General features: G+C 62.6%; 10 protein-coding genes and 1 other RNA gene. 4 read left to right on the top strand and 7 right to left on the bottom strand.

The window, feature by feature from the left end; all coding sequences use genetic code 11:
* Nucleotides 1-205: 205 nt before the first annotated feature.
* Nucleotides 206-1321 carry a cystathionine gamma-lyase gene (locus NKG60_RS00895; protein ID WP_352863671.1) on the top strand — a complete coding sequence of 372 codons (1116 nt, stop codon included), beginning with the start codon at nucleotides 206-208 and terminating at the stop codon, nucleotides 1319-1321.
* 8 nt (nucleotides 1322-1329) lie between these two features.
* On the opposite strand, the gene NKG60_RS00890 is transcribed toward NKG60_RS00895, so the two are convergent.
* The 7 genes from NKG60_RS00890 to NKG60_RS00860 all read right to left on the bottom strand — a co-directional run bounded on the left by NKG60_RS00890 (nucleotide 1330) and on the right by NKG60_RS00860 (nucleotide 5390).
* The gene (locus NKG60_RS00890; protein ID WP_352665946.1) at nucleotides 1330-1632 is read right to left on the bottom strand and encodes a type II toxin-antitoxin system RelE/ParE family toxin; all 303 of its coding nucleotides are present in this window, start codon (nucleotides 1630-1632) and stop codon (nucleotides 1330-1332) included.
* A complete protein-coding gene (locus tag NKG60_RS00885) occupies nucleotides 1629-1904 on the bottom strand; it encodes a type II toxin-antitoxin system ParD family antitoxin (protein ID WP_352492709.1) in 276 nt (91 codons plus the stop codon). The genes NKG60_RS00890 and NKG60_RS00885 overlap by 4 nt, the downstream gene beginning before the upstream one ends.
* Before the next feature lie 152 nt (nucleotides 1905-2056).
* An RNA gene (gene rnpB, locus NKG60_RS00880) (RNase P RNA component class A) lies at nucleotides 2057-2455 on the bottom strand.
* 59 nt (nucleotides 2456-2514) lie between these two features.
* Nucleotides 2515-3258, bottom strand: coding sequence for a lytic transglycosylase domain-containing protein (locus tag NKG60_RS00875; protein WP_352665947.1), 744 nt, complete (start codon nucleotides 3256-3258; stop codon nucleotides 2515-2517).
* Nucleotides 3259-3443: 185 nt separating this feature from the next.
* A complete protein-coding gene (locus NKG60_RS00870) occupies nucleotides 3444-4211 on the bottom strand; it encodes an N-acetylmuramoyl-L-alanine amidase (protein WP_352665948.1) in 768 nt (255 codons plus the stop codon).
* The gene (locus tag NKG60_RS00865; protein WP_352453144.1) at nucleotides 4208-4927 is read right to left on the bottom strand and encodes a TerB family tellurite resistance protein; all 720 of its coding nucleotides are present in this window, start codon (nucleotides 4925-4927) and stop codon (nucleotides 4208-4210) included. The genes NKG60_RS00870 and NKG60_RS00865 overlap by 4 nt, the downstream gene beginning before the upstream one ends.
* A gap of 256 nt (nucleotides 4928-5183) precedes the next feature.
* Nucleotides 5184-5390, bottom strand: coding sequence for a hypothetical protein (locus tag NKG60_RS00860; RefSeq protein ID WP_023676780.1), 207 nt, complete (start codon nucleotides 5388-5390; stop codon nucleotides 5184-5186).
* Nucleotides 5391-5571: 181 nt separating this feature from the next.
* Here NKG60_RS00860 and NKG60_RS00855 point away from each other — a divergent pair, with 181 nt between their 5' ends.
* The 3 genes from NKG60_RS00855 to NKG60_RS00845 all read left to right on the top strand — a co-directional run bounded on the left by NKG60_RS00855 (nucleotide 5572) and on the right by NKG60_RS00845 (nucleotide 11574).
* Nucleotides 5572-9453 (top strand): hydantoinase B/oxoprolinase family protein, encoded by a 3882-nt coding sequence (locus tag NKG60_RS00855; RefSeq protein ID WP_352564470.1) that lies wholly within the window; start codon nucleotides 5572-5574, stop codon nucleotides 9451-9453.
* 160 nt (nucleotides 9454-9613) lie between these two features.
* Nucleotides 9614-10912, top strand: coding sequence for a BtaA family protein (locus NKG60_RS00850; RefSeq protein ID WP_352564469.1), 1299 nt, complete (start codon nucleotides 9614-9616; stop codon nucleotides 10910-10912).
* Complete coding sequence (locus tag NKG60_RS00845) at nucleotides 10909-11574, top strand: class I SAM-dependent methyltransferase (protein WP_352564467.1); 666 nt, start codon at nucleotides 10909-10911, stop codon at nucleotides 11572-11574. Before NKG60_RS00850 ends, NKG60_RS00845 begins: the two co-directional genes overlap by 4 nt.
* Nucleotides 11575-11710: the final 136 nt, after the last annotated feature.

Raw genomic sequence — 11710 nt, 5'->3', positions numbered from 1 at the left:
TTATGGGCGTCAACGGGAACAGTCTTCAAAACGCGCCTGCCACGACTGGGGAGAGCAGCTTTGACGGCACTCCGGTCTTTATCCTCCATTAAGCCTAACGAAGCGTTTAGGGCCGTGTGGTCCAACCGGAGGCGGCTTGCTGCGGATCGCTGCCGCGCATAGCCTCGGGCATCTTCTTTTCCGGTCAGTAACGAGGTTTGAAACCATGTCCGAAACAGCCAAGTCGCGCGCCGCGGCACTTCCCCATCTGCGTCGCGGCAGGCTTGCCAAGGGCGAGCCGATCCCCTTGCCCCTGACGATGGCCGCCATCTTTCATGCGCCCGGCGACGCCACCGGCTTCGATCAATATGGCCGCTTCAGCAATCCGACCTGGGATGCGGTCGAGCACATGCTGGCGCATTTGGAAGACGCCCCATGCGTCGCCTTTCCCTCGGGGATGGCTGCCATCTCGGCGGTGTTTTTCGGCCTGCTCAAAGCCGGCGACCGTATCCTGCTGCCGTCCGACGGCTATCACACCACGAGAGCGCTGGCAGACCGTTTCCTGAAATCCTTCGGCGTCGCTTATGATGTCCGGCCAACATCGAGCTTCCTCGACGGCGGCTTTGACGGATATCGGCTTGCCTTCGTCGAAACGCCCGCCAACCCAGGGCTGGATATATGCGACATCGCAGCCGTCGCCGAAGCTGCGCACAAAGCCGGTGCGGTGCTTGTGGTAGACAACACGACGATGACGCCTTTCGGCCAGCGCCCGCTCGATCTCGGCGCCGATATCGTCATTGCCGCCGACACCAAGGCGCCAAATGGCCATTCCGATGTGCTGTTCGGCCATGTCGCCAGCCGCGACGCGGACATTATCTCGAGGGTGACCGACTGGCGCGAGACGTCAGGCGCCATCCCCGGGCCGTTCGAGGCATGGCTGGTGCATCGCGGCCTCGAAACGCTGGACGTGCGCTTCGACCGCATGTGCACCTCCGCCGAAATGATAGCGCGACGGCTGAAAAACCATCGCGCGATCAGCGGCTTGCGCTTTCCGGGACTGGAGAGTGACCCATCGCACAATCTTGCCCGCGCCCAGATGGAGCGCTTCGGCTTTCTGATCTCGTTCGTGCTCGCCTCGGAGGACAAGGCCGAGGATTTCATCAACAACTGCGCCTTGATGCAGGCAGCGACATCGTTCGGTGGCGTACACACCTCGGCCGAACGGCGATCAAAAAGGGGAGACGCCGTTGCGCCCGGCTTCGTTCGCCTGTCGGTCGGCTGCGAGCCGGTGGAAGAGCTTTGGCAGGCGATCGAGGCGTCGCTAGACGCAATCGGTGGCTGAATCGGCAATCACGAATTCAGATCGCCAGCGTCGATCTTGCGCCGGCCGTGCAGCACGCGAACGATTTCGATCGCCTCTTCCCTGACACGGTACAAAGTGAGGTATTCGCCGACGATCAGGTGACGGATGCCGGGCGCGATGTCTTCGCGCGGTGCACCTGAGAAGGGATAAGTGGCCAATTGCTGCCAGCGGGCTTCGACCCGATCGAGCAACCGATCCGCTGCAGCCTCGCTGTCTTGCGCAATGTAAAGCCAGATCGCGATCAAATCCTCTTCTGCATGTGCAGTTCGGATGATGGGCAGCAAATTCATGCCGCGCTGTCGGGTTTCAATCGTCTCCGCGCTTCGGCCTTTATTTCGTCGATCGACGCAAACCGCCCCGGCCCGCTGTCGATCCCCTCCTGCACCAGTCTGCGCAATTCCTCGACGGTGTAGCCGAGCAGGTCGCGCCGATCCTTCCATTGCCGCAGCGCGTCGCGGATCACCTCGCTTGCCGAGGCATATTCGCCGGCGGCGACCACGTCGTCGACCGCCGCCGCCAATTCCGGCGACAGCGTGATGCTGCGTTTGTCGACCTGTCCCATGACGCGCTCCTCAGTACTCCCGTCCAAATGGTACGATTAAATCGCACCATTTTCAAGGAATGCCGCGCTTGATTGCGGGTCGAAAAGTGAATCAACGGCTGCGCCCGAAGACGCAACCTGCTGATATCAGGAGATTTCCTTTTATCGGGGAAACTGCCAGCTGGCCTGTAAGCCGGGTTCTGTATGGCCCTCGCCCCTTACGGAACGAGAACGTGGCGGCCATTCATCTTGGGCGCATGTTGCCATACGCCTCACGCAACCTACCCGGACGGTGAGCCGGAAACAGCCCTCGAGGGTTTCCCCTCGCACCGCCCCTATTCGGTCTTGCTCCCGGTGGGGTTTACCGTGCCGCTCCTGTTGCCAGTCGCGCGGTGGGCTCTTACCCCACCCTTTCACCCTTGCCACGATTAAATCGTGGCGGTTTGCTTTCTGTGGCACTTTCCCTGGGGTCGCCCCCGCCGGCCATTAACCGGCACCGTGTCTCCATGGAGCCCGGACTTTCCTCACCCGCAGCCTTTCGGCTTCGCGGGTGCGGCCGCCCGGCCAGCTGGCAAGGCGTATAAAGGGGTTCGGAGCCGAAAACGCAAACGAAAAAGCAAGTTATCCCTTGTCAGGCGGGCGCTCCAAGTGCTGCCAGCTGCACCTTGACCTTGCCGCAATAGGCTGCGGATACCGGGTTCATCCGTGTGGCGGCGTGGCCGGCATTGTATTTCAGGATCGTGCCGCAGGTCGTGCCGCCGCCGAGATCCCGCGCCATGGCAAGGTACTTCATGCCGTATTTGATGTTGGTATCGGGATCATAGAGGCCCTGAACCGAACCGCTATAGCCCATCATCCTTGCCGTCGCCGGCTTGATCTGCATCAGGCCGATCTCGCCGGCGCTGCCGACCTGGTTCGGCTGGTAGTTGCTCTCGATCTTGATGACGGCATTGGCGAGCGACACCGGCACGCCATAGCTGGCGGCATAACGCGCAATGATCGCCGAATACTGTCCGCTGCCGCCGACAACCGCCACCTGGGGCGCTGGCCTGCTCTGCGGAGCGACCGACGCCGTTGCCATGCGGTCGATGCGTTTGCGGTTACGCTTCACATGCTGTTTGGCGATTGTCTTTCTCGCAGCGGTTGGCCTTTTGGCGGAGACTGGCTTTTTCGTCCTTACCGCGGCCGCTTTTTCCACTTTTGCGGTGGCGGTCTTCTCTACTTTTGCACCACCCTTCGGCATGGCGGTTTTGCCGGCTGCGGCACTGAAGCCCTGATCGGCCCGCTGGCTCAGCGGTGCGCTGTTCGCCGCACTGAAGGCAAAAGTCATTACGCCGGCAGCAATGGCTGCCGTTAAAACGGTCAATTTCTGCATATGATCCTGTTCTGTTTGATCTGCACAAAGAACTTCGCGCAGATACCCTCAATCAACATCGGAACATCTGGGGGGATAGACGTCCGACAATCTGTACGGATCGCCTTTGACGACGGAATTGGCGCCAAAGAAGGCGACGCAAGTCACTTTGAGTAACAGATTGTAACTTTTAAGCTGGCAAAAGGTTATTTGAGAGAGGCTATCCTTACGGAAGCGAGCAGCCTTTCCAGCGTGCGGATCGTCGATCCATCAGCCATGCCGTCAACCAGGCGCTGCCGGAAATGCCGCTGAAATGCCTCGACCACGATTTCGGTCTGCCGGTCGAAAGCGCCGGTGATCTCGACGCGATAACCATAGAGCGCCAGCATCGACTGCAGCGCCTCGACCTCGGCGCCGGTATCGCCTGGCTTCAGCACCGCGCCGCGCCGGATCGGTGCTGCCGGCACAACATGGCCGATACCAGCGGCAAACAAGGCCTTCCATGGAAATTTCTCGCCCGGATCGACCTTGCGCCCCGGTGCCACGTCGGAATGGGCGAGCACCCGCTGCGCTGGAATGGAATGGCGCTCGACGATGCCGGCGCACAGGCCGATCACCGCGTCGATCTGCGGTTTTGGAAAGTTGCGATAGCCGAGCGTATGCCCCGGATTGACGATCTCGATGCCGATCGAACAGGAGTTGATGTCGCTCTGTCCGAGCCACGAGCTCTTGCCGGCATGCCAGGCGCGGTCGCTTTCCCTTACCATCTGAACAATGCGGCCGTCCTCATGGACCAGGTAGTGCGACGAGACCTCGCTTGCCGGATCGCACAACCATGCCTCGGCACCGGCGCCGGTCGCCATTCCGGTGTAGTGCAGCACGATCATGTCGGGTTCGAGAGTCCGGCGCCGTGGCCCGAAATTCGGCGATACCCTGACCTCGGCGCTCGGCTCGTCGGGCGGAAAGCCGCTCATGCGTGCCGCAGGCCTCGCTCGATCATTTCATAGGCCGCGTTGATCGCCGCCAGCCTGGTCGTCGCAATCTTGATGAATTCCTGCGGCAGGCCGCGTGCGATCAGCCGGTCAGGATGATTGTCGGAGACCAGCTTGCGGTAGCGCCTGCGGACCTCCTCGAACGGTTTCCCACGCTCGATGCCGAGCACAACATAAGGATCGGCGGCACCCAGATCGACATGCCGGGCCAGGATGCTCTGGTAATGCGCCTCATCGATGCGGAAGATCTCGGCGATGCGATGCAGGAATTGGCCCTCGCGCTCATGCACCAGCCCGTCGGCCTTGGCGATGTGGAACAGCCCGTCGAGTATGTCCTCGAGCATCAGGCAGTTCGAATGGCCCGAACCGCAAAGCTGCGCCATCCGCTCGGCATAGGTCTCGAAACCTGCAATGTCGCGTTTGGCCAAATCGTAGAGCCGCGCCACATTGCGCCTCTGTTCCTTCGGCACCTCGAATATTTCCTGGAAGGCGCGCACCTCGTCTTGCGTGACGATGCCGTCTGCCTTGGCCATCTTGGCCGACAGGGCGATCATCGCCACCGAGAAGGCGACGCGCCGGCGCAGATCGGCATCGCCGGAGAAAACCGTGCGCACGGCCTCGACCACTTCGGCGACGCCTGACGACGCTGAAGATGAAACGCGTGTGACGAAGTCGCCGAGGCGGTCCCAAATCGACATGGGGGCTTCATAGGGCCAACCACCCATCGCTATCAAGCCAAGACAGTGCCGCAGGGGCTGGCCCAATCGATTTGGCGGAATGCCTGAGGCGACTGCCGTCAGTGCTTACCCATGGAAATCGGCAGATGGAAGCCGCTGCGCGCAAACCCGCGTCGTCGCACGCGGTCACAATGCGCGGGTATCGCAAGCAGCAGAAAGGCCGGCGTATGAGGCCGGCCTTCCTTGGCTGTCACATTGACTACTGCGACTACTGCGACTACTGCGCCGGGGCAGCCGGCGCAGGCGCCGGAGCCGGAGCCGGCTCGGCAGGCTTGTTTGCGTCAGGGGCAGCCGGCTTCATCGTCTGGTCGGATGCCGGCGGATTGGTGCTCTGCGTCGTGGTGTTGTCGGTGCCGCTGTTGCTGCAGGCGGCAAGGCCAAGCAGCGCAAGCGCCGACACCGACGCAAGAATGAGTTTCTTCATGACATCTCTCCTCTAATCACGCCTCCGTTACCGGCGGCGGTCGAGAACACAATGCGTAAGCTGCGCATGAGTTTCGTAACGTTGCATTTCTGCCTGTAACATATTCCAATCACTTGACGATTGCCGGTCAGGGCCTCGCGGGCTAACAGATCGAACAGGGAAAATCCCGGGAGCCGCTGCCATGACCGCAAAATGGGATTTCTGGATCGACCGCGGCGGTACCTTCACCGACGTCATCGGCCGTGACCCGGAAGGCGGGCTGCATCCCAGGAAACTCCTTTCGGAAAATCCCGGAGCCTATGCCGATGCTGCCATCCAGGGCATTCGCGAACTGCTCGGTGTCCAACCCGGCGCTCCAATCCCCTCCGCTCTGATCGGCGATGTAAAAATGGGCACCACGGTTGCCACCAATGCGCTTCTCGAGCGCAAGGGCGACCGTGTGCTGCTGCTCATCACCAAAGGGTTCCGCGATGCGCTGAGGATTGCCTATCAGGCCAGGCCCGATATCTTTGCCAAGCAGATCATCCTTCCCGAACAGCTCTATGAGCGTGTCGTCGAAATCGACGAAAGGGTTCGCGCCGACGGCAGTGTCGAGCGCCTGCTCGACATTGCTTCGGTACGCCCGGCTATTGAGCAGGCCAAGGCGGACGGCATCGATGCGGTCGCGATCGTCTTCATGCATGCCTGGAAACATCCCGAGCACGAAAAGGCGGTCGCCAAAGTCTGTCGAAAGCTCGGATTCTCGCAGGTCTCGGTCAGTCACGAGGTCTCGCCGCTGATCAAGCTGGTCGGCCGCGGCGACACCACGGTGGTCGACGCCTATCTGTCGCCGATCCTGGCAAGGTATGTGCAGAAGGTGGCGGACGAACTGGGTGCCGCGCCAATCTCCCCCCTTGTAGGGGAGATGTCGGCGAAGCCAACAGAGGGGGGCACTGTCCCGCCAACATCTCAGTCTGTCACGCCCCCCTCTGCCCTGCCGGGCATCTCCCCCACAAGGGGGGAGATTGGCCAATCCCCTCGCCTCATGTTCATGATGTCGTCGGGCGGCCTCACCGCCGCCGACATGTTCCAGGGGAAGGATGCGCTGTTGTCCGGCCCCGCTGGCGGAGTCGTCGGCATGGTCGAGACGGCAAAACTCGCCGGTTTCGGCAAGGTCATCGGCTTCGACATGGGCGGCACCTCCACCGATGTCGCCCATTACGATGGCGAATACGAGCGCGCCTTCGACACCGAGGTCGCCGGCGTGCGCATCCGCGCGCCGATGATGCGCATCCACACCGTCGCCGCTGGCGGCGGCTCGATCCTGCATTATGAAGCCGGCCGCTTCCGCGCCGGGCCGGATTCGGCCGGCGCCAACCCCGGCCCGGCCGCCTACCGGCGCGGCGGTCCACTGGCCGTCACCGACGCCAATGTCATGCTGGGCAAACTGCAGCCCGAGTTCTTCCCGGCCATTTTTGGACCGGGCCAGGACGAACCGCTCGACGTGCAGACGGTTCGCGAAAAATTCACCGCGCTTGCCGCCGAGATCGGCGACGGCCGCTCGCCGGAAACCGTCGCCGAAGGGTTCGTCACCATCGCGGTCGAAAACATGGCCAACGCCATCAAGAAGATTTCGGTGCAGCGCGGCTACGATGTCACCGAATACCTCCTGAACTGTTTCGGCGGCGCCGGCGGCCAGCACGCTTGCCTGGTCGCCGATGCGCTCGGCATGGAGGCGGTGCTGATCCATCCGTTCTCCGGCCTGCTGTCGGCATACGGCATCGGCCTGTCCTCGGTGTTTGCGTCACGCCAGCAGGCGCTGCTGAAGCCGCTGGTGGAGGACTCCGGGGCGGCGATCGATGAACTCATCGCAACGCTGCGCAAAGCCGTCATCGACGAACTCGCCGCGCAAGGCATCAGCGAAGACGCGGTCGCCTCGAAACCGGTGCTGCAGATCCGCTACGACGGCACCGATACCGCGCTGCCCGTGAACTTCGGGCACGGCTCGATCGCGCAGGCCAAGGCGGACTTCGAACTGGCGCACAAGGCGCAGTTCGGCTTCGTCTACGACGACAAGCCGATGATCGTCGAATCGGTCGGCGTCGAAGGTACCGATACCGGCGGCACCGGCCGCGACGAAAGCGATTCAGTTGTTGAAGACGTGGCCGCAAGTTCTTCCGGGACCCGGAAAATCTTCGTCGACGGCGTCTGGCGCGACGCCGGCATCTTCCCTCGCGAAACACTGAAGCCCGGTAACAAAATCGCCGGCCCCGCTTTGATCATCGAGCCGAACCAGACCATTGTCGTCGAGCCGGGCTGGCAGGCCGAGATCACCGCCAAGGACCACGTATTGATGCGGCGCGTCGAGAAGAAGCGCCGGCACGCCGCACTCGGCACCGAAGCCGATCCGGTGATGCTGGAGGTCTTCAATAACCTGTTCATGTCGATCGCCGAACAGATGGGCGTAACGCTGCAAAACACCGCCTATTCCGTCAACATCAAGGAGCGGCTCGATTTCTCCTGCGCCGTTTTCGACCGGAATGGCGCGCTGGTCGCCAACGCGCCGCATATGCCGGTGCATCTCGGCTCCATGGACCGCTCGGTGGAGACCATCATCCGGCTCAATTCCGGCGACATTCACCCCGGAGACGTCTTTGCCCTCAACGCCCCTTACAATGGCGGCACGCATCTGCCTGATATTACGGTAGTGACGCCGGTGTTTGAGGAAGAGCGCCCAATCTCCCCCCTTGTGGGGGAGATGTCGGCGAAGCCGACAGAGGGGGGCGCTGTCCCGCCGACCTCTCATTCTGTCGCGCCCCCCTCTGCCCTGCCGGGCATCTCCCCCACAAGGGGGGAGATCGGCCTATCACCGAAGATCCTCTTCTACGTAGCCTCGCGTGGCCACCATGCCGACATCGGCGGCACCGCGCCCGGCTCGATGACGCCGCTTGCCACCACCGTCGACGAAGAAGGCGTGCTGTTCGATAATTTCCGCATCGTCGATCGCGGCCGGTTCCGCGAGAAGGACCTCGCGACGCTGCTCACCGACCATCCCTATCCGGCGCGCAATCCGCACCAGAACATCGCCGACCTCAAGGCGCAGATCGCCGCGAACGAAAAGGGTGTCGCCGAGCTGCGCAAGATGGTCGCGCATTTCGGCCTTGGCGTCGTCGAAGCCTATATGGGCCATGTCCAGGACAATGCCGCCGAAAGTGTGCGCCGTGTGCTAGAGCGGCTGCCCGACAGTTCCGAATACGAATATCCGACCGACACCGGCCAAATGATCAAGGTGAAGATATCGGTCGACCGGCGGAAGCGCCAAGCGACCGTCGACTTCACCGGCACGTCGCCGGTAATGAAGAACAATTTCAACGCACCCGAGCCGGTCGCCCGTGCCGCGGTGCTCTATGCCTTCCGCGTCATGGTCGAAGACAACATCCCGATGAATGCCGGCTGCCTGCGGCCGATCAACATCATCATTCCCGACGGCTCGATGCTGAAGCCCGCCTATCCCGCGGCAGTCGTCGCCGGCAATGTCGAGACCTCGCAGCACGTCACCAACGCGCTATTCGGCGCCATGAGGGCGATGGCCAATGCGCAAGGCACGATGAACAATCTCACCTTCGGCAACAAGCAGTACCAGTATTACGAGACGATCTGCTCCGGCTCGCCGGCCGGCCGGATGAATGACGGCCGCGGTTTTGCCGGCACCTCCGGCGTCCACACCCATATGACCAATTCGCGCCTGACAGATCCCGAAGTGCTGGAACTGCGTTTCCCGGTACTGCTCGAGGATTTCCATATCCGCGAGGGCTCCGGCGGCAAAGGCAAATGGAATGCCGGCGACGGCACCAAGCGCACCGTCCGCTTCCTCGAAAAGATGGAATGCGCGATCCTGTCCTCGCATCGCAACCGCCCGCCGCAAGGCCTCGACGGCGGCGGCCACGGCGAGGCCGGTTCGACCAAGGTCCGCCGCAAGGATGGCCGCGTCGAAATCCTGAAGGCCTGCGACCAGACGGTACTCGACGCCGGCGAGGCGGTCATCGTGACAACGCCGACCCCAGGTGGATTTGGCCGCCCTTAGCGGAGGCATCCAGAATTCGCTCCGGCGAGTCAGGTGGTGTGGTTCTCGAGAACCGAAGCGGAGCGGACATTTGGGTCCGTGAGCATCGGAAGCGCAGAAAACCGCATCAGATGACCGCCGGAGTAGAATTCTCGATGCCTCCGGCTGTCACCGGCCTGTCATGACCCTGCGCTACCCGCTTGCGGCAAAGCAAACGGGGAATCGCCTTGCCATGACGGACATTTCTGGAGAACTGGTTTTTCGCCGCGGCAAGGAGGTCGGCAAGGCCGTCTACCAGAACCGCCCGTTGTCGAAGGCTGGTATCTCCGAACGCTTGTTCGCCTTCCTGTTCTCCGGCCTCGTCTATCCGCAGATCTGGGAAGACCCCGAAATCGACATGGACGCGATGCAGCTCGGCGAGGGCCACCGCATCGTCACCATTGCCTCCGGCGGCTGCAACATCCTCGCCTATCTCACCCGGTCGCCGGAAAGGATCGATGCCGTCGACCTCAACGCTGCCCACATCGCGCTGAACCGGATGAAGCTCGAAGCCGTGCGTCACCTGCCGTCGCAGGGCGACCTTTTCCGTTTCTTCGGCGCGGCTGAGACCGGGCACAATTCGCAGGCCTACGACCGCTTCATCGCGCCGCATCTCGATCCGGTCAGCCGCCATTATTGGGAGCGGCGCAACTGGCGCGGCTGTCGCCGCATCGCTGTCTTCGACCGCAATTTCTACCAGACCGGCCTGCTTGGCCTGTTCATCGCCATGGGCCACCGCACCGCAAAGTTCTTCGGCGTCGACCCGGCCGGCATCATGGACGCCAAGAGCATCGCCGATCAACGCCGTTTCTTCGACGAGGAGCTGGCGCCGGTCTTCGAAAAGCGGCTGCTGAAATGGGCGACATCGCGAAAGGCTTCGCTGTTCGGCCTCGGAATTCCGCCGGCCCAGTACGATTCGCTGATCACCTCGGGCGACGGCACCATGGCCAGCGTGCTGAAGGCCCGGTTGGAAAAACTCGCCTGCGATTTCCCCCTGAAGATCAATTATTTTGCCTGGCAGGCCTTTGCCCGCCGCTATCCCAACCCGGGCGAGGCCGCCCTGCCCGCCTATCTCGAAAAACGCAACTACAAGACCATCCGCGACAATGTCGATCGCGTCGCCATCCATCACGCCAATCTGATCGAGTTCCTTGCCGGCAAGGATGCCGGTTCGGTCGACCGCTTCGTCCTGCTCGATGCACAGGACTGGATGACCGACGACCAGCTCAACGGGTTGTGGGCCGAGATCACCCGAACCGCCTCCACCGGCGCCCGCGTCATCTTCCGCACCGCAGCGGAACCCAGCCTGCTGCCCGGCCGCGTCTCGAATTCGCTGCTTGACCAATGGCGCTACGAGAACGACGCCTCGCGCGAGTTTTCGGCGCGCGACCGCTCGGCCATCTATGGCGGCTTCCACCTCTATGTGAAGCGGGCCGCATGAGCACGACCGACTTGCCGGCCAGCCATGCCGAGCTGATGGACGGCGTCTATCGCTGGCAGCGTCATGTCTACGACCTGACCCGCAAATACTATCTGCTCGGCCGCGACCGGCTTATCGACGGACTGGATGTGCCGGCCGGCGGGACCGTGCTCGAGCTCGGCTGCGGCACCGGCCGCAACATCATCCTCGCCGCCCGCCGCTATCTCGGCGCGCGCTTCTTCGGCCTCGATATTTCGGCCGAGATGCTGGAGACGGCCACCGCCGCCCTTGCCCGCGAAGGCCTCTCCGGCCGCGTCACGCTGGCGCGCGGCGATGCCACGGATTTCGACGCAAAGGCGCTGTTCGGCGTCGAAAGTTTCGACCGCGTCTTTGTCTCTTATTCGCTGTCGATGATCCCTGGCTGGGAAAAGACGATATCCGCGGCTCTTGCTGCCCTGTCACCGGGCGGCTCGCTGCATGTCGTCGATTTTGGCCAGCAGGAAGCCCTGCCCGGCTGGTTCCGCACGCTGTTGCGCGGCTGGCTGAAAAAATTCCACGTCGAGCCGCGTCAATCGCTGCGCGCGGTTCTGGATTCGGAATCTGCAAGAACCGACGCAAGCTTCCGTTTCCAAACGCTCTATCGCGGCTATGCCTGGCTCGCCGTGATCGGCCCAGGTCGATAGCCAGGATGTGTTGAGATTCAGGTCAGGCCGAGTCGAAAACGGTGGGGTCCGAGAACCGGAGCGGAGCGTACTTTTGGGTACGCGAGCACCGGCCTACGCCGGCCGTAGCCTTAACTGCCACGACCGCTCATGAGTG

The sequence above is a fragment of the Mesorhizobium sp. M1428 genome (assembly GCF_040317515.1).
In the GTDB taxonomy this organism is placed as follows: Bacteria; Pseudomonadota; Alphaproteobacteria; order Rhizobiales; family Rhizobiaceae; genus Mesorhizobium.
Note: the sequence above shows the minus strand (reverse complement) of the source record. Positions and strands in the feature narration are given on the sequence as shown.